Annotated in this window: 19 protein-coding genes; 7 read left to right on the top strand and 12 right to left on the bottom strand. The window is 45.4% G+C overall.

The genetic code is table 11. The features are described from left to right. Positions 1-32: 32 nt before the first annotated feature. The 3 genes from JHD69_RS01400 to holA all read right to left on the bottom strand — a co-directional run bounded on the left by JHD69_RS01400 (position 33) and on the right by holA (position 4,356). Entirely contained in the window at positions 33-2,609 is a 2,577-nt protein-coding gene (locus JHD69_RS01400; RefSeq protein ID WP_199136575.1) for a zinc-dependent metalloprotease, read from the bottom strand. Positions 2,610-2,798: 189 nt separating this feature from the next. Next, positions 2,799-3,158, bottom strand: coding sequence for a VOC family protein (locus tag JHD69_RS01395; RefSeq protein WP_199136573.1), 360 nt, complete (start codon positions 3,156-3,158; stop codon positions 2,799-2,801). Positions 3,159-3,330: 172 nt separating this feature from the next. After that, positions 3,331-4,356, bottom strand: coding sequence for a DNA polymerase III subunit delta (gene holA / locus JHD69_RS01390; protein WP_199136571.1), 1,026 nt, complete (start codon positions 4,354-4,356; stop codon positions 3,331-3,333). Positions 4,357-4,566: 210 nt separating this feature from the next. On the opposite strand from holA, the gene JHD69_RS01385 reads away from it, so the two are divergent. Further along, positions 4,567-5,028 carry a type I restriction enzyme HsdR N-terminal domain-containing protein gene (locus JHD69_RS01385; RefSeq protein WP_199136569.1) on the top strand — a complete coding sequence of 154 codons (462 nt, stop codon included), beginning with the start codon at positions 4,567-4,569 and terminating at the stop codon, positions 5,026-5,028. 9 nt (positions 5,029-5,037) lie between these two features. Here the strand turns inward: JHD69_RS01385 and JHD69_RS01380 are convergent, their stop codons facing one another. The 6 genes from JHD69_RS01380 to JHD69_RS01355 all read right to left on the bottom strand — a co-directional run bounded on the left by JHD69_RS01380 (position 5,038) and on the right by JHD69_RS01355 (position 13,169). After that, positions 5,038-6,225: a Gfo/Idh/MocA family protein gene (locus tag JHD69_RS01380; protein ID WP_199136567.1), complete on the bottom strand. Its 1,188-nt coding sequence runs from the start codon at positions 6,223-6,225 to the stop codon at positions 5,038-5,040. Next, positions 6,225-7,589 (bottom strand): 3-keto-disaccharide hydrolase, encoded by a 1,365-nt coding sequence (locus JHD69_RS01375; protein WP_199136565.1) that lies wholly within the window; start codon positions 7,587-7,589, stop codon positions 6,225-6,227. Before JHD69_RS01375 ends, JHD69_RS01380 begins: the two co-directional genes overlap by 1 nt. Positions 7,590-7,624: 35 nt before the next feature. After that, entirely contained in the window at positions 7,625-8,980 is a 1,356-nt protein-coding gene (locus JHD69_RS01370; RefSeq protein ID WP_199136563.1) for a Gfo/Idh/MocA family protein, read from the bottom strand. A gap of 240 nt (positions 8,981-9,220) precedes the next feature. Continuing rightward, the gene (locus tag JHD69_RS01365; protein ID WP_199136561.1) at positions 9,221-9,760 is read right to left on the bottom strand and encodes a hypothetical protein; all 540 of its coding nucleotides are present in this window, start codon (positions 9,758-9,760) and stop codon (positions 9,221-9,223) included. Positions 9,761-9,763: 3 nt separating this feature from the next. Then, complete coding sequence (locus JHD69_RS01360) at positions 9,764-10,492, bottom strand: hypothetical protein (protein ID WP_199136559.1); 729 nt, start codon at positions 10,490-10,492, stop codon at positions 9,764-9,766. Position 10,493: 1 nt separating this feature from the next. After that, a complete protein-coding gene (locus tag JHD69_RS01355) occupies positions 10,494-13,169 on the bottom strand; it encodes a valine--tRNA ligase (protein ID WP_199136557.1) in 2,676 nt (891 codons plus the stop codon). Between the two features lie 214 nt (positions 13,170-13,383). Between JHD69_RS01355 and JHD69_RS01350 the strand changes: the two genes are divergently transcribed. Then, positions 13,384-13,752 (top strand): VOC family protein, encoded by a 369-nt coding sequence (locus tag JHD69_RS01350; RefSeq protein ID WP_199136548.1) that lies wholly within the window; start codon positions 13,384-13,386, stop codon positions 13,750-13,752. Here the strand turns inward: JHD69_RS01350 and JHD69_RS01345 are convergent. Together JHD69_RS01345 and JHD69_RS01340 are read right to left on the bottom strand one after the other, a co-directional pair. Continuing rightward, a complete protein-coding gene (locus JHD69_RS01345; protein ID WP_370583443.1) occupies positions 13,739-14,368 on the bottom strand; it encodes a Uma2 family endonuclease in 630 nt (209 codons plus the stop codon). The genes JHD69_RS01350 and JHD69_RS01345 overlap by 14 nt on opposite strands. Before the next feature lie 30 nt (positions 14,369-14,398). Then, positions 14,399-16,369, bottom strand: coding sequence for a heavy metal translocating P-type ATPase (locus JHD69_RS01340; RefSeq protein ID WP_199136546.1), 1,971 nt, complete (start codon positions 16,367-16,369; stop codon positions 14,399-14,401). A gap of 283 nt (positions 16,370-16,652) precedes the next feature. Between JHD69_RS01340 and JHD69_RS01335 the strand changes: the two genes are divergently transcribed. Further along, positions 16,653-18,689: a M13 family metallopeptidase gene (locus JHD69_RS01335; protein WP_199136544.1), complete on the top strand. Its 2,037-nt coding sequence runs from the start codon at positions 16,653-16,655 to the stop codon at positions 18,687-18,689. A 235-nt stretch (positions 18,690-18,924) separates the two neighbouring features. Here JHD69_RS01335 and JHD69_RS01330 read toward each other — a convergent pair whose 3' ends face one another. Continuing rightward, complete coding sequence (locus JHD69_RS01330) at positions 18,925-19,263, bottom strand: MmcQ/YjbR family DNA-binding protein (RefSeq protein WP_199136543.1); 339 nt, start codon at positions 19,261-19,263, stop codon at positions 18,925-18,927. Positions 19,264-19,308: 45 nt separating this feature from the next. On the opposite strand from JHD69_RS01330, the gene mnmD reads away from it, so the two are divergent. From mnmD to mazG, 4 genes are all read left to right on the top strand, one after another. Next, complete coding sequence (gene mnmD / locus JHD69_RS01325; RefSeq protein ID WP_199136541.1) at positions 19,309-19,977, top strand: tRNA (5-methylaminomethyl-2-thiouridine)(34)-methyltransferase MnmD; 669 nt, start codon at positions 19,309-19,311, stop codon at positions 19,975-19,977. A 137-nt stretch (positions 19,978-20,114) separates the two neighbouring features. Continuing rightward, a complete protein-coding gene (locus JHD69_RS01320; RefSeq protein ID WP_199136539.1) occupies positions 20,115-21,230 on the top strand; it encodes an AI-2E family transporter in 1,116 nt (371 codons plus the stop codon). Further along, entirely contained in the window at positions 21,214-21,534 is a 321-nt protein-coding gene (locus JHD69_RS01315; RefSeq protein WP_233165617.1) for a hypothetical protein, read from the top strand. The genes JHD69_RS01320 and JHD69_RS01315 overlap by 17 nt, the downstream gene beginning before the upstream one ends. Position 21,535: 1 nt before the next feature. Then, entirely contained in the window at positions 21,536-22,342 is an 807-nt protein-coding gene (mazG, locus tag JHD69_RS01310; RefSeq protein ID WP_199136537.1) for a nucleoside triphosphate pyrophosphohydrolase, read from the top strand. Positions 22,343-22,362: the final 20 nt, after the last annotated feature.

Genomic DNA, 22,362 nt, shown 5'->3' with positions numbered 1-22,362 from the left:
TCGGGGCTTTTCTGTTTTTCTAATAAAAGTGCTTAGTCTTTTTTGCTGTCTAAAGCCGCCTCGATGCGGTCGGCCAGGTCTTGCAGATGGTATTTGCTTAAGGTATCGCCTTGCGAGCCTGCCGCCGATTTGATGGTTTTATCCAAATCACGCAACTGGCCTTTAACCACCGATACCACATCGCTTTGCGACGCCGACAAACCCGTAGGAATGTTACCGCCCCTGCCGGTTAAAACGGCATTAACCGCTGTTGGTGCTGGCGCAGCTGGTTTCACAATGGCAATCAGCTTATCTACATAGGCCTTTTGCAGGTTACGACGATATACATCGATCGTTGCATTTGATTTCAGCTCAGTGAAGATCGAACCGTTCAAATCGCCAAACAGATCGGTAATTTTGTAAGCCGTGGCACCATCTGTAGCTTCGGCAGCCACCAATTTGCTCAAGGTATTGTTGCTCAACAAACGGCTCAGGGTAGAACCCTGTAACCTGGAAACTACTTCCAATGGATTTTGATCAATGTTATCCAAAATCGACTGGTTCAACATCCATTTTGGCGTTATGAACAATTGCCTGTTCAAGAAGTCCATGGCCTCTTTTTGCGTGGCCGCCGGCACGCGCTCGTAAATGGAACCGGCCTGCTCAACGGTTTTCGGATTTTCGTAAACACCGCCTACATTCTTGGCAACGTGGCCCATATAGCGGCCAAACTGCGTAGTTAACTGGCCATACATATTCGCTAAATTCTCGTAACCTTCGTTAGGCTCTTTAGTCCAAGCTGGCAATTGAGGCAAAATTACCTTGAGGTTTTTGATACCGTAATCGCTGGCTTTCATGGCATTGTCGCCCAAATCTTCATTTTGTGAATGCGGATCGTCTGGGTTAGACTCGGTGCCAAACCATAGGCGTCTGTTTTTGGCCGATTCGATCACCATTTTATTCAAGGCGGCAGTTTCATCGCCGGCACCTTTGCCATCCAGGTATTTATAACCCCACTCAATGGCCCATTTATCATAATCGCCAATGCGTGGATATAAACCTTTCGAAGTAATGTTGTCTTCTGGCTGCGCGACATAGTTGAAACGGGCATAATCCATAATAGACGGCGTGTGGCCATTTTCTTCTACCCATTTTTTGTTGCGCAGGTTTTCTACCGGCACGGTTGAGCTTGAACCATAGTTGTGCAGCAAGCCCAAAGTATGGCCTACTTCGTGCGAAGAAACGAAACGGATCAAATCGCCCATCAATTCGTCACTGAAAGTAACTTTGCGCGCCCTTGGATCAACCGCAGCCGTTTGGATCATATACCAATCGTGCACCAGTTTCATCACGTTGTGATACCAGTTGATATGGCTTTCCATGATTTCGCCGCTGCGAGGATCGGAAATGCTCGGTCCGCTGGCATTGGCAATTTCTGAAGGCTTGTACACAATAGCCGAATGACGTGCATCGTCTATGCTCCAGGTCGAATCCTGTGCTTTGGTTGGTGCCATTTTGCCTACGATGGCATTTTTGAAACCGGCTTTCTCAAAGGCTTTTTGCCAATCGTTTATACCGGCAATCAGGTAAGGAACCCATTTTTTTGGCGTAGCCGGATCGATGTAATACACAATCTGTTTAGCCGGCTCCACCAACTCGCCACGTTTGTATTTGGCCAAATCCTGAGGTTTTGGTTCCAATCTCCAACGTTTGATGAGCTCGATTTCCTTCACCCCTTGCGGGTTGAGGTCGAAATCGGTATAACCAACCGTAAAATAGCCTACACGTGGATCGGCATAGCGGGCTTTCATAGGCACTTTAGGCAAAATCACCATCGAAGTATTGAGCTCTATGGTTGCCGAACCGGTTGAACCACCTGCACCGCCTCCGCCTGCTGGCGCACCACCGCCAAAACCGCCAGTGGTTGCTGCTGATAAGCTGTAGGTTTTAACTGTGCTGATCTCTACGTTCATCGGAAAACTGCGGATGTTTTGAATATAGCTGCGATCGGCCAATTGGCTACCCAACCTGAAGCGGGTTTTGGATATTGGCGAACTGAAATAAAAAATATCGTTGTCGCTGTTGATGTAATCGGTTACATCGATAACGCTGCCGTTTTTGTCGGGCGAATACGCTGCTACGTTAAAAGAAGCCGCAATAGGCTGGATGCTTGAATTTTTCAGGTTCTGGTACATCGACGTCGTGCTATCGGGACTATACGTTTTGAAGCTGATTTTTCGCATAAAAATGCGGTTGTTGGGTCCTTTGTCGAAACGGATTACCGTACTGCCGATGACATCGCCGGCATACCCTTGCGCTGCACGGACTTCGGTACCCGATTTTGAGATGCGGCTTACCACCAAAATGTCTCTGCCTAAAGTGGTATCGGCAATTTCAAAATAGTATTTGTCTTCAATTTTATGGGTAGTAATCATTCCCTTTCGGGTAAGTGCCTTATCGGTAATCACCTGGTTATAAGGTTTAGGCTGTGCCCTCACACCCGAGCCCAGGGCCGCACCCGGAGCCCTGCGGGTACTATCTGTTGCACCACCGCCTTGTGGCCTTACTTGTGCCTGGGTTGCCGCAATGGCGCCCACTGCCAGTAAAATGGTTAGTAAATTTCTTTTCATGTAATAATAAGTTAATTGACAAGTAAATATAAACGACCAAAGAGCCAATTATATCGCCATATCAATAACTTTGTAGTTACAATGCCTAGAAATATTTAGGCGAAAATCACCAGTTGGTATTTGGTGCTGAGGGTGGTTAATGAAGGATTGGCCGGCTTGTTAACCTACAAAACACGACAGCCTACAGACTTAAGCCTGAAACTCCGGATTTTCTATCAGGCCTATTACGTTGTCAAAAGGATCGTAAATACTGCCTACCCAAATTGGGCCGCCCACGTTTTTAGGGGCTTCGTGTACCTTAACACCCAAAATCTCCATCTTTTCGAAGGCTGCTTTGATATCGTCAACGCCCCAATAGGTTATTGATTGGTTGCCATTTTGGTAGCTTGAGGGATCAGGATCGAGGCCGAGTTCGAAACCGCCGACGTTATAGCCTACGTAGAAAGGCTCGTCAAAATAAGGCATGATGCCAAAAACCTGTTGGTACCATTCTTTGGCCTTGGCTAGATCAGTAACATGATAAACAATGGTGCGAAGTCCTTTGAGCATGGGGAATGATTGAATGAATGATTGAGTGAATGAATGAGTGAATGAATGAGTGAATGATTGAAACAATTACCGGTTCTTAGTTGACAGTTAGCAGTTTTGAATTGGCAGTTCTAAGTTAACGATTAAACATTTGTCAACAACTAACCACCCAACAAACTAACATACCAACCAACTAATGGATTATCTTAAACAACATTTCCTTTAACAGCTCACCATCGGTCGTATTTCCGGTGCTGTCTAAACCCTTGCTTTTTAGATCGTAGCTGCGAAGTATGCTGATGATGTCGAAGGTTTTGCCAATGCTGAACGTCCGGGCGGCGGTTTCGTAATCTTTCACAAAATATGGATTTACACCCAGTTCCTTAGCGGCATCGTTTTTATTGGGCAGGTAGTGGTATTTGAGAATTTTGGTAAAATAAGCACTCAAATTGGCCATCACCATCACCATAGGGTTGGCTTTGGGATTGTCGGCAAAATAATTCACAATCTGATTGCATTTGAGCACATTGCGCGTGGCCAATGCCTTTTGCAGTTCGAATACGTTGTATTCCTTGCTGATACCAATATTACGCTGGATATCGTCTGTTTGTATCGTGGCATCTTTGCTGATGTTCAAACAGAGCTTTTCTACTTCGTTGGCAATTTTAGACAAATCGGTGCCCAGGTATTCGGCCATCAGCGCGGCCGCCTGAGGAGCAATTTTATAGCCTTTTTCCTTGATATGGTCTTCGATCCAGGGCATTAGTTTGTAATCGCGCACTGGGTCAGACTGAAAAACCACGCCGTTGTTGGCAATGGCCTTGTATATCTTTTTGCGCTTGTCGAAATTGGCATATTTGTAGGCAAGCACCAAAATAGTGCTCGGCAAGGGCTTCTCAAAATAGTTGAGCGCTACTTCGGCCTCTTTGCTGCTGCCTTCGGTTTCTTTGGCCCATTTCAGGTCTTGGGCTTCTTTCACAATGATAAGCTGGTATTCGGACATCATCGGATAGCGTTTGGCCGCATTTAGAATAGTGGCCATGTCGGTGTCTTTGCCATAGAGCACCGTTTGGTTAAAACCTTTTTCGCCATCGCTCAGCACATGCTTCTCCATGTAATCAACCACCTGGTCAATATAATAAGGTTCTTCGCCCTGCAATAAGTATAGTGGCTTGAATTTTCTTGCCTTTAAGTCTTTTAGGATATCAACCGCGCTCATTGCCGTAAAATTACGATTTAAATTAGATTTGAGGTAGTATATTTGTCGGTGAGATGTGAGATATGAGATGTGAGATATGAGATTTGAGTATTGAGTATTGAGTATTGAGATGCTAAAAGCGGGAATTGAAAACCGTTAGCCTAAAACCGCCTATAGCAAACTGCCAACCGAGAACCGGAACCGGGAACTGAAAACCGAAAACTGCTTTAAATGCCCTTTAACCCTACGCCCCTTAATTTGCCCCCTCATCCCTTTAAGATTACGCAAAAAGAGGATACCTATTTCATTTTCGACGAAATCCGCAAAAAGCATTTGGTTTTAACGCCCGAAGAATGGGTAAGGCAGCATTTTATCCGTTTTTTGGTGAAGGAAAAAGGCTTCCCTACCGCATTGCTACAGATTGAAGGAGGCCTCAGCCTTAATCAAACGCGTAAAAGAAGCGATATTCTGGTCTACAATACGGCCGGCGATAAATTGATGGTTATCGAATGCAAAGCGCCTTCGGTGGCGATTACACAAGCTACTTTTGACCAAGCTGCGCGCTATAACTCGGTTTACAAAGCGCCTTGGCTGGTGGTAACCAATGGCCTGCAGCATTACCATGCCCAAATAGACCATAGCAACGGCCGTTTTTTGTTTGTGGCCGAGCTTCCCCACTATCAGGCGCTTTAATTTAGCTTCCTAATCGTATTCCTTTTTCCAAAACTGGCTTTGCCCCGAATAAATGGCTTCGTTGCACATGGCCACACAAATAGAAGCCTTGGTGCCTGTATCGATGTTCGAAACGGGCATACTCCCTGCTGTTATCGATTCGTAAAAAGCTTTCAAGGCATAGTTAGTACCGTCTATGGTAGGCTTGTCTAAAATCGGGATGCCCCCGTCGGCATGGGGTGCTATTTTGGTGGCACTGGTTACGCCATCAACAATACCCAGTTCTTTGGCCAAAGCCTTTTCAGGATAAAATACCCCCGTATTGGTGAGCAGGGAAACCGTGCCTTTGGTGCCTTTGATCTTGAACAGGTAACCATCATGCGCATTGCCACAGGTGGCTCCAAAATTGCCGATCATACCCGCCTCCTTGTACCTTAAAACGGCCTGCACATTGTCGTAGGTTTCGCGGCCATCCTTAAAGACGTCAATCCCGCCGGTTCCCAAAATTTCGTTGGGTTGCGTTTCGAATGCCCAATTGATAAAATCGATTTGGTGCGACAACAGCTCGGCAGGCAGGCCACCAGAGTATTCCTTGTACATGCGCCAATTGATCTGCCGTTCTAAACCCGGATCGGGTACTGCCCTGCGCCAGTTGCCGTTTCTGTCCCACCGGCAGTCTATCTGCGAAACCTTGCCGATATAGCCACTCTGGATCATTTCCTTTACCTTAAAATACAAAGGCGAATAGCGGTATTGGTAACCCACCTGAAATACCTGTTTAGGGTATTGCTTCACCAGCTTCCTCAATTCGAGCGCCTGACTGGCATTGTAGGTCATGGTTTTCTCTACATAAACGTGCTTGCCTGCCAGCACGGCATCTTTGGCAATTTTAAAATGCTGGTTTAAGGGTACCGCAATAAATACGGCCTTGATATTTTTATTGTCGAGAATTTTCTGGTAGTCTTTTACTGCTTCGGCCGATGCCGGCACATAAGGCTTGGTTTCGGCCAATCTAAAATCGAGCACATCGCAATAAGCAGCTACTTTAAACAGCTCAGGCATAGATCTGACAACGGAAAGCACCCCTTTGCCCCGATCGCCACAGCCAATCATGGCCATAGAAATGGGTTCGGCATACAGGTTGGCCATCAAACGGTCTGACAGCAACAAACCAGACCCCATCAGGGCCGATTTTTGAATAAAAGTACGACGTCGCATTACAAAGTCTTGATTTTGATGCTTCTAAAACTCACCCGGTTTCCATGATCCTGTAACAAAAGGTGCCCTTTAGGCGCCTCGCCAAAATCTTTCCAAACCTTATATTTGCTCAAAGCAACCAGCTTCCTGAATTCTTCAGACCCCCTGGTATATTCCAATACTTTTACGCCGTTGAGGTAATGTTCTACTTTGTTGTTCGGATAAACCACTACCCTGCCGCTGTTCCAGGCACCAATAGGATGCAGGAAACGGGCTTCCTTTTTAGCGGTCATCAAATCGTACAGCGAAGCCAATGTCCTGTTGCCATCCCTGCCCAATTTGGCATCGGGATGCCTCTCGTCATCCAGTACCTGATACTCGAGACCGATGGCCGATCCGGTATTTTTTTCAGACAGGGTGACGAAGTATTTTACGCCACTGTTGGCGCCTTCAGACAGTTTGAAATCGAAAGAAAGATCGAAGGCCGAAAACTCTTCCTTGGTCACGATATCGCCTCCATTGGTTGATTCTGCCCCATCCGACGGCAGCACTGTCAGCTCGCCATTGGCAATGCTCCAGCCCTTTGCCGGGAATGCGGTTTTATAGGCCCCAACCCAGCCTGCATTGGTTTTGCCATCAAACAGCAATTTATAACCATTGGCTTTTTCGTAGGCAGAAAGGTTATTAGGCATAAAATTAACGGTATAAATTCCCTTTGGAAAAGCCTGTGGCTTGAGATTTTCGGTTTGGATGCGGATGTTTTTAAAATAAACCTTTTTGCCATCCAATTTGAGGTTATTGCCAATGCCATGCACCTGCAGGCCAATAAAACCAGTTTGATCAACGGTATCGATAACATAGGCAACCGGAATGCCGTTTACCCAGGTTTTGGTTTCGTTACCGATACATTCGATTTTATAATGGTTAAATTCTTCTACCTTGTAAGCCGATTTGGCTTTCGGATTAAGTTCTAGCGGATAAAGCCACTGCCTTCGGGCCTCGTCGTAGATACCGCCAGTCCACGATCTGGCCGATGGATCTATTTCAACCTGCCTTCCGTACACCATGCCTTTGCCTTGGTTGCCGGCAGGATTAAAATGGCTACGCGTTTGGATACCCGAATTGGTTTCGGTGCCTTCCAGTTTTACATCCAGCTCTAAAATAAAATTGCCGTATTCTTTTTCGGTCACCAAAAAAGAGTTGGGCGAACCTTTGGCCATGGTACCTACAATCATGCCGTTCTCTATGGCATAAGGTGCAGAACCCACAATGGGCTTCCAGCCATTTAGGGTTTTGCCATCAAACAAAGAGGTAGTTTTTTGCGCTTGTACAGCCGTGGTTAGGCCAAGCAGGGAAAGTGCTAAGGTAATCGTGTTCAGCTTCATTATATTGGGGTTATAAATGATAGGTAGATATGGGTTTAATATTTGAAAGTCTTGCCGTTGGCCATTACTTCCTGTTTTTGCTCATCGAAAGTGGCTTTTGCACCGGTATGTACCGCCGCATTGGTCATGATATTGGCTATAGAATGATAGTAACCTGCCTCAACCGGAGCATTTGGCGTTTTTCGACTGCGTACGCACTCCATCCAGTTGCGCATGTGGCCCGAAGTTAGGGGATCGCCACCCATGCTGGCACCGGTAGCCGTCTTGATCTCGGCTTTGGAAAGGTCGAAATTGCCCAACAAATTGGCTTTCATGCCCATAGCGGCCGCTTCTTTCTCGCCCAAGCCTCCTTTTGGCGAAACTTTATTGGTGATGAGGTTGAGCTCTCCGCCGTTCGAATAATACACTTCGCCTACATCGCCTACGCTGTTCTGCATCCTCGAGGTAAAGGTAACCTGAAAGCCATCACTGGTATTGGGTTTGCCATAATCGAATACCGCCACCATGGTATCCCAATTTTTGCGGCCATCCTTCCAAGTGTAGATACCACCATTGGCCACTACGCTGCGCGGATGATGCAACTGCGTAAACCAGTGCACCGTATCAATTTGGTGCGACATCCACTGCCCGGGCATGCCCGAAGAGTAAGGCCAGAACAAGCGGTATTCCAAATATTTGCGAGGGTCCCAGGTATCGGCCGGACGGTTGAGCAGAAAACGCTTCCAATCGATGTCTTCCTGTTTGAGTTTGGCTACCAAGGCAGGTCTGCGCCAACGCCCGGGTTGGTTTACGTTCCACACCAAATCCACCGCTGTAATGGGCCCAAACTTACCCTGTTGGATATATTCAGCTGCATTTTTATAATTCTCGCCACTGCGGCGTTGCGAACCGATCTGTACAATTTTATTGCTGGATTTCACGGCCTTTAAGGCAGCTTTGGCATCATCCATGGTTTCGGCAAAGGGTTTTTCTACATAGGCATCGCAACCGGCTTTTACCGCTTCTATGGTATGCAAAGCATGCTGAAAATCGGCCGTACTGATAATAACCGCATCCAGGTCTTTCATGGCGTATAGTTCGTCGTTGTTGCGACAGCTTTTGATATCGCTACCCGTTTTTTCCTTGAGAAAGGCAGTACCCTGATCCCTGCGGTAGGCCCACAGATCGGAAAGGCCAACCAGGTCAAAATTCAGTTCCTTGTAGTGATTTTGAAAACAGGGAAAAAGCGTTTCCCTAAATCGATCCGAAAAACCGACTGCACCTACACGAACTCGATCGTTGGCACCTATAATGCGGTTATAGCTTTTTGCGCTTGTACTGAGCGTACCTGCATAAGTAGCGGCTGCAAGCAATACGGATTGCTTGATAAATGTTCTTCTAGTGTTATCCATCTCAGAACGGTTATTGAATGAGTGAAAAGTTGATGTTAGGCAGCTTAAACGTTTTAACCTAACCAATAATAAGGTTTTTCAATCAGAATTAATAGCCTGAGCAATAATATTTTAATTACAATAGAAACAAAAGCCTAAAGCCCCCCTAAGCTATAGGGTAAAAGTCATTGATGAACGAAATTAATAGGCCTAAATCCCCAAAACCAATCTGTTCATCTGTGACTAAAACTTATTGTAAAACTACATCGGTTTTACCGCCGTAATAGAAAAGGTGTATTTGCCTATGTCATAACCTTTAAAATCGGCCACCTTCACAAACTTCACATCGGCTCTTTTGCCTTGCTTATACAAGTTGCCGGTAAGCGTATAGTTTTTGTCGAGTGTTACGGTTTTCACAATATCATCGGGCATAATACCGTTTATTTGAAGCTGGATGTAATTTAACAGCGAACCTTTGGGCCTTGCATTATCGTTATAGCCCACAAAAGTGGCCAGCTTAAAAGTTTGTCCGCTTACCAACGTATCGGTTAGGCTTTTGAGCTTTAAAGGCATGTCTTTCAGAAAGTCAGGCTCGTTGCTCAGGTTTATGGCCCAATGCTTAAACTTATCGGTAGTGGCATCCTGGGTTGCCTGGTCTTTGGTCCAATCAGGGTTTTCGGCAATAAACTCGTTTACTTTCTGCTCGATAAAGATGGTTGAACTACTTGTATTTTCTGTTGCTTTTTTATTGGAACAGGCCACCAAAAGGGCTACTGAAAGCATGACCGCTAATTTCTTCATCTTTTATCTTTTTGAGTTGACAATTATCTTTACCAATGTAGGATCGTAAATCTTAAAAGCTGTGTGGTCTGATTGAACCAGGTTTGGCGTCAGTACCGCATCTACCTCTTTAGGGTGCGACTTCATCAGAGGCAAAGCAAAAACTCCCCTCACGCAAGGTATCTGCGCCATCAGGTTGCCCCCGTCAAAACTCATTAAGGTACCTGCATTTTTACCCGCAAAGCCAATGAGCATTACCGGTTTGCCATTCAGCTTATTAAACAGTGATAGCGGACTGCCTAATTTAATGCCATTCTGCAACACATAAGTAGCGCCGGGTTTATCAATAATGATATTCTGAATGGTTTGATAGGGAGGTTTATTCTCCTGCCAATTGATGGTAAGCTCTCCTGCCGTACCTTTCCAAACTTTGGTCGCAAAAGTCTGCTGAAACACACCATTAACTATTACAGAATCAAGTCCTACATTCGCTTTGCCAGCCTTGCGTTCAATAGATTCGTAGGTATCGTCAAAAGTAATCTTCCCTACCCCATCGCAACTTACCAAAATGGTATTTGGATTTGGTTTTAAACCCGTATCGCTCCCAGCAACCGGTGGAGGTGGCACTTCTACCTCTTGCGTAATGGTTGTATCCAGAACCATCGTATCAGCTGTTTCCTGTTGTTTCTGGTTGCTTTGGCAGGCCATAAAGCACAAGGCCAAGCCGGCAAGACCCAATTTTATTTTTTTCATACTAAGCCTCCAAAGCCGCCAGGCTTTCGGTAATGATTGCAATTTTAGATTCAGCATCGGCTTTTTTATTGCGTTCGTTGGCAATGATTTCGGGTTTTGCATTTTGTACAAAACGCTCGTTGCCCAACTTGGCATCAACCGATTTCAGGAAGCCCTGCAGGTATTCCAATTCTTTGCTTAAGCGCTCTTTTTCTGCCTCGGCATCAACGTTGCCTCCTAAACTGATGAAGAATTCGTCGTTGCCCACCATAAAGCTGGCCGCACCCGCAACCTTGTCGTTAACCAACTCGATCTGCTCAATATTGGCCAATTTGAAAACAATGTTTTCCCATTGTTTATAATCGAGTCCAGAATTTACCTTGATTGCCAAAGGCAAAGCCTCTTTTGGCGAAATCTGGCGTTTATTCCTTACGTTTCTGATTTCCGAAACCAATCCTTTAACCAATTCGGCCTCTTTAAGCAAAGCCTCGTTTGCCTGCCCAATTACCGGATATTCAGCCACAATGCAGCAATCCATTTCGGCACGCTCGCCAAACAGCTCGTCGTGGTACAGTTCTTCGGTTAAAAATGGCATAAAAGGATGCAATAACCTTAAAATCTGCTCGAAATACTGGACGGTGATTTTCTTGGTCTCGGCATCAACCGGATGTTGGTACTGGGGCTTGATCATTTCCAGGTACCAGGCGCAGAAATCGTCCCATACCAATTTATAGGTCGCCATTAAGGCTTCGGATAAGCGGTATTGTTTAAAGTTAGATTCGATTTCGGCCAAAGCTTCGCTAAAACGGCTTTCGAACCAGGCGATGGCCTTTTGGTTTGGATTGGCCAAAGTTTCGTCAACCTCCCATCCTTTTACCAAGCGGAAGGCATTCCAGATTTTGTTGGCAAAGTTACGGCCTTGCTCGCAATAAGCTTCGTCGAACATCAAATCGTTGCCAGCCGGCGAAGACATCAGCATGCCCACCCTTACGCCATCGGCACCGTATTTTTCGATCAGTCCAATCGGATCAGGCGAGTTGCCTAGCGATTTAGACATTTTTCTGCCCAATTTATCGCGAACAATACCAGTTAAATAAACATTGGTAAATGGTTTTTTGCCTGTAAATTCACGTCCAGCCATAATCATACGGGCCACCCAGAAGAACAAAATCTCCGGAGCAGTTACCAAATCGTTGGTTGGGTAGTAATAGTTGAAATCTTTGTTCTGGGAATCTTTAAAACCACCAAAAACGGTAATCGGCCACAACCACGACGAAAACCAGGTGTCAACCACGTCTTCGTCCTGCCTGATAAATTCTTCGGCCTGTTTTCTAAAGCCTGACTTCGATTCTTCAGACCACTCGCGACGCTCTGGCACACGGTTGATCAGTTCTTCGATGGCTTCTGCCTTTGTTTTGGCTACAACCGGCTCCTCGTGCTGAAAATACCAGGCTGGAATGCGTTGTCCCCACCACAATTGGCGACTAATACACCAATCTTTCACGTTTTCCATCCAGTGGCGATAGGTATTGATGAACTTTTCCGGGATCAGCTTTACTTCGCCGTTCAACACATCCTCCAATGCCGGTTTGGCCAACTGGTCCATTTTACTGAACCATTGCAGCGATAGTTTTGGCTCGATAACCGCATCGGTACGTTCAGAAAAACCTACCTGCGATTTATAATCTTCTACTTTTTCCAAGTGCCCGCTTTCTTCGAGCATTTTGGCAATCTTTTTACGAGCCACGAAACGGTCTTCGCCAATCAGGATTTCGGCCTTATCGTTCAAAGTACCATCGTCGTTCAGGATATCGATAACCGGAAGCTTGTGTTTTACCCCCAGTTCATAATCGTTCAAATCGTGTGCAGGCGTAACTTTTAAGCAACCTGTTCCAAATTCCATGGTTACATATTCGTCTTGTATAATCGGAATTTCGCGATTGATCAAAGGCACAAAAACCTTTTTGCCATGCAAATGCGTATAGCGCTCGTCGTTAGGATTGATACAAATTGCACTATCGGCCATGATGGTCTCTGGCCTGGTGGTTGCAATGGTCAGAAAAGCTGAAGGCTCGCCTTCGTTTTTCACCTCATATTTGATGTAGTACAACTTTTGGTTTACTTCTTTGCGGATCACTTCTTCGTCAGAAACGGCAGTTTTGCCTGTAGGATCCCAGTTTACCATGCGCACGCCACGGTAGATATTGCCTTTTTTGTACAAATGGATAAAGCTATCGATTACCGCATCAGACAGGTCATCTTCCATGGTGAAACGGGTTCTGTCCCAATCGCAACTGGCGCCCAGTTTTTTGAGCTGGTCTAGAATAATACCACCGTATTTTTCTTTCCATTCCCAGGCGTACTTCAAAAACTCTTCACGGCTCAGGTCTTTTTTGCTGATGCCTCTTTCTTTGAGCATGGCTACCACCTTTGCTTCGGTTGCAATAGAAGCATGGTCGGTTCCAGGTACCCAGCAAGCATTTTTGCCCTGCATACGCGCCTTACGGATCAGCACATCCTGAATGGTGTTGTTGAGCATATGGCCCATGTGCAATACGCCGGTTACATTTGGTGGCGGAATGACGATGGTATAAGGTTCACGTTCATCGGGTGTTGAATGAAAAAACTTTTTGTCTAGCCAATAGCTGTACCATTTGTCTTCTGCGGCCGTAGGGTCGTATTTTGTGGAAATGCTCATGTATATTTGTGTCGATTAAACTACAAAAATACGATTTTGGCAGGAATTTTTAAAGCAGAAAGCGTGCACAATTGGCATTTTCCGGTCGGCAGTTTTTAATGGCGAACCTAATTGACAGATCGTATAAGGTTATCGCAAAGAACACCGGCTAGCAGAGCCTAAACTTTACAACCTTGAACATAATTTCGTAGCTTAGTTCAACTAAAAGCTCAACATGCAACTCGATCGACTAACCCCTTGCCTCTATACTAACCAGTTTGATGCAACTATTGAATTTTACACCCAGCTGCTCGGCTTTACCTGCCTAACCGACCAGCCTACTTTTTGGGCCTGCCTGCAAAAAGACGAAGTACAAATCTTTGTAAGCCTGCCTAACGAACATATCGGTTTTGAAAAAGCCGTTTTTACGGGTTCTTTTTATTTCAACACCCCTAACGTTGATGAAATTTGGGAACAGCTTAAAGACCAGGCTAATGTTTGTTATCCGCTAGAAGATTTTGATTATGGCATGCGCGAATTTGCCATTTACGACAACAACGGCTACCTCTTGCAATTCGGACAGGATTTGCCTACAAATCACTAAATACTTCGTCGAGGCTGAGGCCAAAGCCCGGCAAAACGCTCGAGGTCACAACCTCGCCTAGCGTGTAGATTTTTGAAGGCTGGTAATGACCATTGATTAAGCTGTAAATTAAAACGGTTTGATCGCTTTGGCTTACCACCCAATATTCTTTTACGCCAAACTCTTGATAGATTTGGTATTTGTACAACAATTCCTTTTTGTTATTGCCCGGCGAAAGGATTTCGATAACGAGATCTGGCGCGCCGAGGCAACCTTTATCATCGAGCTTAGATTTATCACAAACGACGCAAATATCGGGTTGCAACACGGTATAAATAGCTTCGTTGGCTGTACTTTCTTTGGGAAAACGCACATCGAAAGGAGCTGTATAAGCTTTGCAAGGCTGATTTTTTAAAAAATTGGCGATTGGAAGAAACAGGTTTCTCGAAATTTCCTGATGCAAACGTGATGGCGCAGGGCTCATCTTGAAGACCTTGCCTTTAATCAATTCTACGCGATCATCAAAAAGCCAGTTGAGGTAATGGGCATAGCTATAGGTTAGCGACAGGTCAATATCATTGAACTGCCACACCTTTTCGTAATCGTCAGGGATTTTATATTTAACATGCTCCTTCACAGATCAAATTTACTAAAATTAATAGCAAATTCAAAATTTCATCCTTTGAATTCTCACCGCATTTAAAATCGCCAGAAATGCGACGCCAACATCGGCAAAAACAGCCTCCCACATAGTGGCAAGACCACCAGCACCCAAAATAAGCACCACAGCTTTTACCACAAAGGCCAGGCCAATGTTCTGATAAACCACGCGCTTGGTGGCTTTGCCAATTTTAATAGCTGTAACAATCCGGCTCGGCTGGTCGTTTTGAATCACTACATCAGCCGTTTCGATAGCCGCATCGCTACCCATGGCCCCCATGGCCATGCCTACATCGCTAAGCGCCAGCACCGGTGCATCGTTGATGCCATCGCCTACAAAGGCTACCTGGTTTGCCGGATCTTTCTTGATTTCTTCCAACCTGCTTACCTTATCTTCGGGCAACAAATCGCCATAGGCCAGGTCGATACCCAATTCTTTAGCCAGCTTCTGCGTAATGGCCGTTTTGTCGCCACTTAGCATCACCACCTGCTTGATACCGTTGGCGTGCAGTTCATCAACCGCCTGCTTGGCATCGGCTTTTACCTCATCGGCGATGATAGCATAACCGGCATATTTGCCATCCACAGCCAACAGCACAATGGTTTCAACTTGTTCGTTGATCAAATCAGGATAATCGACACCTAATTTTTTAAGCAGCTTGGCATTGCCCGCACTTATTTGTTGCTGGTCGATAAGCGCCGTTAAACCATGACCTGCAATTTCTTTCACTTCGGTTACAGCTAGCAACTGCTTATCGCCATAATGGCTTACAATGGCTTTGGCAATGGGATGGGTAGACTGCGATTCTAATGAGGCCAACAAGCTCATGAACCTGGCTTCGTCAATTTCGGCCTTGACTTCTTTCACCTTGAACACACCTTGGGTTAAGGTACCGGTTTTATCCATCACCACTACATTAAGCTGGGTGATGACATCGAGAAAATTAGAGCCTTTAAATAGGATTCCGTTCGCAGAAGCCGCACCAATACCGCCAAAATAGCCCAAAGGTATAGAAATAACCAGGGCACAAGGGCATGAAATGACCAAAAACACCAGTGCACGGTACAACCAGGTCTGAAAATCGTAATTGGCCACAAAAAAATAAGGCAAAGCCACCAGTGCTACTGCCAAAAAGAAAACAATTGGCGTATACACGCGGGCAAACTTGCGGATGAACAACTCTGTTTTGGCTTTTCGCGAAGTTGCATTCTGCACCATCTCCAAAATACGCGATAAGGCACTATCGGCAAACTTCTTGGTCACTTTTAACGTAACCACCTGATCGAGATTGAGCATACCCGCCAACACCGCTTCGCCCTGGCGAATGGTTCTTGGTGTACTTTCTCCCGTTAGGGCAGCCGTGTTAAAGCTGGCGTTTTCGCTCAACAATTCTCCATCCAGGGGAGCTTTTTCGCCCACTTTGAGCTGTATGGTTTCGCCTATGGCTACAGTATCGGGCTTCACGGTTTCGAATTTACCGTTGCGCTCTACGTTAGCTACATCGGGTCTCACATCGAGCAGGGCTTTGATATTTCGCTTGGCCTTGTCGACCGCAGCGCCCTGAAACAGTTCGCCGATGGCATAAAACAACATCACGGCTACAGCTTCGGGATATTCGCCCAGCGCCAGCGCGCCAATGGTTGCCAGCGACATCAATAAAAATTCGGTAAAAATATCGCCCTTGACGATGGTCAATACAGCTTCCTTGATTACTGAAAAGGCTACCATGGCATAAGCCAGCAAATACCAGCCTGTACGTAAGTAACCCGTAAAAAAGCCCAATTTAAAATGATCGAAGGCAATAGCGCTCAACAGCAGCATCAGACTTAAGATAGCCGGCAAATAGGTTTTGATGGATGAAGCATCGCCATGGTCATGGTCGTGCCCGTCGTCGTGGCTGTGCTTGTGTTCGTGGCTGTGCTTGTGTTCGTGGCTGCAACAGCCGTCTGTATGTGGAGGATGTTCGTGTTTTTCCATTTCTAATTTAGAATTATTCAAAATTACATATTAAATCACTAAAATGGGGCTTTTTCATCGCTGATTTTTAGCGCCGTACAATAAAAGATGTTAAAATATGTTAAATAAGTATATAAAGCTAAAACAATGAAATCGTTCAGATTAACCCTATTTAATATTGACATTTTCCGCAAAATTGGCTTAAGCAAAATCTATTACTGGTTCAACAAGTAATATTTCTATTATCATGCCTTAGTTTATTGGGTAATTCTTAATTTTCATCTTTAATTATATCCCATAAAGTATGAAAATTCAATTGAAAAGTTATTTTGCGGTGGCAGGTATTCTGGCGGGTAGTTTTGTGGCTTCGGCGCAGAACGCACCAAAAAAATACATCGACCCGGCAAATATGGATCTGAGTGTGAAGCCGGGCGATGATTTTTATCAGTATGCCAGCGGAACCTGGATCAAAAACAACCCTGTTCCGGCCAAAGAAACGCGTTGGGGATCTTTTAACGAACTCCGCGAATTTAATGCCCAAGCGGTGAGAAGCTTGGTAGAAGCCGCTGCTGCCGACAAAAATGCACCTGCAGGTTCAGTAACCAAACGCGTTGGCGATTTCTATGCCGCCGCCATGGACAGCGTGACCATCGAAAAACTGGGCTATACCCCAATCAAAGCCGATCTTGAAAAAATCAAACAAGTAAAAGATGTACAGGGGCTTTTAGACCAAATCGCCTATATGCGCACTTCGGGCGTTGGTGGTGGCCTATTTGGTTTTGGGGTTGGCCAAGACCGAAAAAACGTAACCAAATACCTGGTTAACATTTCGCAGGGCGGTACTACCTTAAGCGATCGCGACTATTATTTAAAAGACGACCCACAAAGCCAAAAAATCAGGGCAGCCTACCATACCTACATGGTTAAGCTGTTTAGTTTGGTTGGCAATACCGAAGCCGTAGCGACCCAAAAGGCAGAAACGGTTTTCAGACTGGAAAAAGCATTGGCCGAAATCCAGATGAGCCGCATCGAAATGCGCGACCAATACAAAACCTACAACAAGTTAACGGTTGCCGAATTCAACAAAATTACGCCAAATATCAACTGGACAACCTTGATGCCTAAATTTAAGGTAAATGGACAGGATACAGTATTGGTTAACTCACCTTCTTTCTTCAAAAACCTGAATGGCATGCTAACTTCGGTTCCGTTGGCCGACTGGAAAACCTATTTGGAGTGGAACGTATTAAAAGGAGCTGCCAACAACCTGAGCTCGCCTTTTGTAAAAGCAAGCTTTGCCTTTACCCAGGCACAAACCGGACAAAAAGTACAAACCCCACGCTGGCAACGCATGTCGGCCTTAACCGATGGCACAATTGGCGAATTGTTGGGCCAATTGTACGTAGCCAAATATTTCAAGCCAGATGCCAAAGTGCGTATGGACCAAATGATTGTTAACCTGCGCAAGGCCTTCGAAATCAGGATCAACAACTTGGATTGGATGAGCGATGCCACCAAGAAAAAGGCCTTAGAAAAACTGCATGCCTTTACGCCTAAAGTGGGTTACACCACCAAATGGCAAACCTACGATGGCTTGGTAATTAACAGGGGCACTTATTTCCAAAACCTGCGCAATGCCGGAGCATGGGGTTACAATGAAATGGTAAACCGTTTGGGCAAGCCTGTTGACCGTACCCGTTTTGGCATGACGCCTCCAACGGTAAATGCTTCTTACAGTCCAACCATGAACGAAATCGTATTTCCTGCCGGAATTTTGCAGTTCCCGTTTTTCGATCCAAATGCTGACGATGCGGTGAACTATGGTGGTATTGGTGCGGTAATCGGCCATGAAATGAGCCACGGTTTTGACGATACCGGAAGCCAGTACGATGGATCAGGCAACCTTAAAAACTGGTGGACCGATGAAGACCGTGCAAAATTCAATGCCAAAACCAAGGCTTTAGGCGATCAGTTCAGTGCCTACACGGTAGTTGACACCATCCATGTATTGGGTAAATTGACCATGGGCGAAAACATTGGTGATTTAGGTGGCCTTAACGCGGCTTATACCGCCTTCAAAATGACCAAACAAGGCCAAAGCAATGAAAAAATCGATGGTTTTACCCCCGATCAGCGTTTCTTTTTGTCGTGGGCCCAGGTTTGGAGAGGCAACATTTTGCCAGAAGCCGCTGCCCAATTGATCAAAACCGATCCGCACTCGCCGGGCCCATACAGAACCATTGGTGCCCCTGTAAACATGGATGCCTGGTACGAAGCTTTTGACGTAAAGCCTGGAGACAAACTCTATAAAAAACCAGAAGACAGAATAAGACTCTGGTAAAACATTAAACAAAGAAAAGCCTCTCAAACGATGAGAGGCTTTTTTTTATAGAACAACTACAGATATAGAGCAGCAATAGCAACTTGTGTTCATTTCAAATCAGCCTTAGCGGTATCGCCTATAAAAAATCTGTCAAGCTGTGGCTAACCTTAGCTATACCCACAACCACAACTCAAAGGACTGTATTCTTGGCCAGTTAGCCTAAAACCAAACCTGTTAAGCTGCAACCAAAAAATTATTTATACTTCTCCTGAATCTTTTTAGGCAACTTAGCCAGCACTAGCGCTCTCGAGGTCATCACCCTGTTCTTCAATTCTTGTTCAGTCAGGATATCCAAACGATCAATCTGTACCCATTGCCTCTTGGCCATGTGCGAAGCCTGATGGATGCCGTTCCTTGCCACCAGCCTATCAAACTCTTCCGGTTCGCATTTGGTAGAAAAGCTGTTTCCCTCTTCCAAGGCAACAATCACAAACATCTTTTCTTCGATCATGAAACAAAGGTGTTCCCATTTCATGCCTTCGGTTGTTCCAGGCAAACTGAGGCAAAACGTTCTAAAACTTTCTATATTCATACCTAAAGATAATTGATAGCGACTGTTTTTTAGCAACTTTGCAACATGAATATCTTAACCCAAACCGCCGATGGCTCCAACACCTTGTTTAACGAAACCATTGGCGAGCACTACCACTCTGCACATGGCGCCCTGCAAGAAAGCAGGCATGTTTTTATCGAGGCTGGATTAAAGTTTGTCCTTGGCTTAAATCCATGTCAGGCCATCAGCGTGCTTGAGGTTGGTTTTGGCACCGGATTGAATTTCATCCTGAGCAAGGCTCACTGCGAAGAGCAGCAGCAGGGGCTCGATTACACCGGCATCGAAGCATTTCCACTGCCTTTAGCCACTATTAACCAAACCGGTTACAGCGACTATGTTCCGGCAACAAGCTGGCAAGAATTTATAATCAATTACGAACAGGCACTACAAAGCAAAACACAACTTTCTGCCTTTTGCAACTTACGCATTGCCCATACCACCCTTGCCGATTTTGGCACCAATCAACAATTTGATCTTTTGTATTACGATGCTTTTTCGGTAAGGCATCAACCCGAAATGTGGACCAACGAACTGATTGCACACGCATGCAGTTTTCTCAAACTGGGAGGTACTTTTGTGAGTTATGCCATCACCGGAAACCTAAAAAGGGCCCTCAAAGCCTGTGGCATGCGCATCGAAAAACTTCCGGGCGCGCCCGGCAAAAGAGAAATGATCAGGGCGACTAAAGAATAACTTCATTGGCAATTTTTGGTTTGCCAAAACCATTCTTCGCACTTAGCTGTTTTGAAGTAGCAAAAAAGATTCACCAAACCAACAACTCTTTCCAGTCTACCGAATTTTCACCTATATTTATTTCAAATTTACCAGCTATGAAGGAAGTTTCCTTACCTTTTGTCGCCCGGCTAGCGCTGGCACTCCTCTCAATTATCATGATTGGCTATTTGGCCATTTTGGGAAAAAGCCTGCTATCGCCTTTGCTTTTTTCATTGCTCATGGCTTTTTTGCTGTTGCCTTTAGCCAACTTTTTAGAACGCAAGCTCAGGTTTAAGCGCAGCTTGGCTTCCATTGCATCCGTTATTGTAATGATTGCCGTCATTTACGGCATCATGTATTTTTTTGGCACACAATTAAGCGAACTCTGGAGCGACTGGCCTTTGCTGGTTAAACAGCTTACAACGGCTTTTCACGACATACAGCATTGGATTTCGAGAACTTTCCATGTTAATACTTACAATCAGGAGGCTTACCTGAGCAACAGCGCCGAAAAGGCCTTGGCTACAGGTGCAACCCTGGTGGGCTCTACCCTGCTTACCATTTCTTCGAGCCTGCTGTTCTTGGCTTTCACCTTGCTATTTACGTTTTTCGTGCTCAATTACAGGCGCCTGCTGTTTACCTTCCTGACTACCGTTTTTGCCGAAAAACATAAAACTAAGGTGACCGAAATTGTAAGGGAAATACAACAGATCATCAAAAAATACATTACCGGCCTGTTTATACAGATGCTGATCGTATCCACGCTGATGATTGTTACCCTTTCTTTGCTGGGCGTAAAATATGCGATTTTGCTGGGCCTCATTGCCGGTATTTTCAATATCATTCCTTACCTGGGCATTTCTACGGCGCTGCTCATCAGTGCACTCATCACTTTCGCCACCGCCGGCGCAGCCAAAGCCCTGTTTGTAATCCTAGCTTTTGTGGGTGTACACACCATCGACGGCAACCTGCTGATGCCTTTGGTAGTAGGTTCGAAAGTAAAAATAAATGCCCTTTTTGCCTTTATCGGCATTGTAGTGGGCGAAATGATTTGGGGTATTTCGGGTATGTTTTTATGTATCCCCTATTTGGCCATGCTTAAAATCATTTTCGAAAGGGTTGATGGTCTCACCCCTTGGGGGCTTTTGCTCGGCGAAGAACAGAAATCAACGCCACGGAAACGGAAGGTATACAGGATAACAAAAAAGATAAAACTTGAAGAAGCCGAATAACATGCAAGAAAACGGGAGCAAATCGCCACACATCCTCAATACATCGGCCAACTTGCTGGGTTTTTGTTTTATCGTGCTCACTTCGGTCAAGATTTCAAAGCTCAGCCAATCCACCTATATAGACGAAGGCGCCGCATTGGCCGTTATTTCGTTTATGGCCAGTTGCCTGCTTTCTTTTTTGAGTATGCAGGGCACCCCACTACGCACCAAGAAAATGGAACGTTTAGCCGATATCATGTTTTTGTTCGGACTTATCGTACTTTTGCTCACTACGATTATGATTACTTTCAACATTATCCATTAATATGCCCGCCAATATTCCGCCACCAGCTAGCCAAAGTCCAGATGCCGCCTTTTTAAGATTGCTTACCGTGCTCGATACCTTGCGCACCCAATGCCCGTGGGACAAAAAACAAACCATGGAAACCCTGAGGCACCTTACCATTGAGGAGACCTACGAGCTGTCTGATTCGATTTTGGATGGCGATATGCAGGAGGTTAAAAAGGAACTGGGCGATTTGATGATGCACCTTGTTTTTTATGCGCGCATTGCCAGCGAAACCGATCAGTTTAACATTACCGATGTGCTAAACGGCGTATGCGATAAGCTCATCAGCAGGCATCCGCATATTTATGGCGACGTGGAAGTGAACAGCGAAGAAGATGTAAAACGCAACTGGGAGCAGCTCAAGCTTAAAGAAGGCAACAAATCTGTTTTAGGAGGCGTACCCGCTTCATTGCCGGCCTTGGTTAAAGCCAGTCGCATACAGGAAAAAGCACGTGGCGTGGGTTTCGACTGGGAAGAAAAAGAACAGGTTTGGGCCAAGGTTGAAGAAGAGCTGCAAGAATTCAAAGACGAGTTTAACATTGCCGAAAACGAAACCATCGATACCGAAAAGGCAGAAGGCGAGTTTGGCGACCTCCTCTTTTCTTTAGTCAATTATGCCCGTTTCATCAACATCAATCCTGAAAACGCCCTCGAGAAAACCAACAAAAAATTCATTAAACGCTTCCAGTTTTTAGAAGGAAAGGCCAAGGAAAACGGCAAAGCCCTGCAAGACATGACTTTGGCCGAAATGGATGTTTACTGGAACGAAGCCAAAAAACTTTAAATTTACCCGCTTAACCTATC

The organism is Pedobacter sp. ASV12 (assembly GCF_016429155.1).
Classification (GTDB): domain Bacteria; phylum Bacteroidota; class Bacteroidia; order Sphingobacteriales; family Sphingobacteriaceae; genus Pedobacter.
Note: the sequence above shows the minus strand (reverse complement) of the source record. Positions and strands in the feature narration are given on the sequence as shown.

Coding starts and splice junctions, on each gene's coding strand:
- JHD69_RS01400 (WP_199136575.1), bottom strand. CDS start 2,609: ATGAAAAGAAATTTACTAACCATTTTACTGGCAGTGGGCGCCATTGCG.
- JHD69_RS01395 (WP_199136573.1), bottom strand. CDS start 3,158: ATGCTCAAAGGACTTCGCACCATTGTTTATCATGTTACTGATCTAGCC.
- holA (WP_199136571.1), bottom strand. CDS start 4,356: ATGAGCGCGGTTGATATCCTAAAAGACTTAAAGGCAAGAAAATTCAAG.
- JHD69_RS01385 (WP_199136569.1), top strand. CDS start 4,567: ATGCCCTTTAACCCTACGCCCCTTAATTTGCCCCCTCATCCCTTTAAG.
- JHD69_RS01380 (WP_199136567.1), bottom strand. CDS start 6,225: ATGCGACGTCGTACTTTTATTCAAAAATCGGCCCTGATGGGGTCTGGT.
- JHD69_RS01375 (WP_199136565.1), bottom strand. CDS start 7,589: ATGAAGCTGAACACGATTACCTTAGCACTTTCCCTGCTTGGCCTAACC.
- JHD69_RS01370 (WP_199136563.1), bottom strand. CDS start 8,980: ATGGATAACACTAGAAGAACATTTATCAAGCAATCCGTATTGCTTGCA.
- JHD69_RS01365 (WP_199136561.1), bottom strand. CDS start 9,760: ATGAAGAAATTAGCGGTCATGCTTTCAGTAGCCCTTTTGGTGGCCTGT.
- JHD69_RS01360 (WP_199136559.1), bottom strand. CDS start 10,492: ATGAAAAAAATAAAATTGGGTCTTGCCGGCTTGGCCTTGTGCTTTATG.
- JHD69_RS01355 (WP_199136557.1), bottom strand. CDS start 13,169: ATGAGCATTTCCACAAAATACGACCCTACGGCCGCAGAAGACAAATGG.
- JHD69_RS01350 (WP_199136548.1), top strand. CDS start 13,384: ATGCAACTCGATCGACTAACCCCTTGCCTCTATACTAACCAGTTTGAT.
- JHD69_RS01340 (WP_199136546.1), bottom strand. CDS start 16,369: ATGGAAAAACACGAACATCCTCCACATACAGACGGCTGTTGCAGCCAC.
- JHD69_RS01335 (WP_199136544.1), top strand. CDS start 16,653: ATGAAAATTCAATTGAAAAGTTATTTTGCGGTGGCAGGTATTCTGGCG.
- JHD69_RS01330 (WP_199136543.1), bottom strand. CDS start 19,263: ATGAATATAGAAAGTTTTAGAACGTTTTGCCTCAGTTTGCCTGGAACA.
- mnmD (WP_199136541.1), top strand. CDS start 19,309: ATGAATATCTTAACCCAAACCGCCGATGGCTCCAACACCTTGTTTAAC.
- JHD69_RS01320 (WP_199136539.1), top strand. CDS start 20,115: ATGAAGGAAGTTTCCTTACCTTTTGTCGCCCGGCTAGCGCTGGCACTC.
- mazG (WP_199136537.1), top strand. CDS start 21,536: ATGCCCGCCAATATTCCGCCACCAGCTAGCCAAAGTCCAGATGCCGCC.